This is a genomic window from Deinococcus alpinitundrae (assembly GCF_009982895.1).
GTDB lineage: Bacteria > Deinococcota > Deinococci > Deinococcales > Deinococcaceae > Deinococcus > Deinococcus alpinitundrae.
Genome location: NZ_WXZL01000266.1, coordinates 1 through 269, shown reverse-complemented (window position 1 = coordinate 269; position 269 = coordinate 1). Strand labels below are relative to the sequence as shown.

The following is a 269-nucleotide window of genomic DNA, read 5'->3' as shown; positions in this document are numbered from 1 at the left end:
CTTTCACGAAGGGGATCGTCAGCTTGCGCTGAGCGGTAATCGAGGCATGATCCAGCTGATCGAGGGTCATAAACAGCGAACGCATCTCGCGATCCAGCCGCTTCAGCAGGAAGCGGCACACATCTTCAGGCATCTCGAAGCCGCGCAGTCTGGCGCGCAGCTGCAGCGCCTGCAGTTTGTCTTCATCCGACAGCGGCTGCAGCTTATAGATCTGCCCCCAGTCCAGCCGTGAGGCCAGATCCGGCAGGCCAAGATTCAGCTGCCGCGGC

At 61.0% G+C, this 269-nt stretch carries 1 protein-coding gene; it reads right to left on the bottom strand.

Annotated features, from left to right (window positions below; genetic code table 11):
- On the bottom strand, positions 1-269 hold a 269-nt coding region (locus tag GUI70_RS23325; protein ID WP_202630605.1), incomplete at both ends, for an HdaA/DnaA family protein.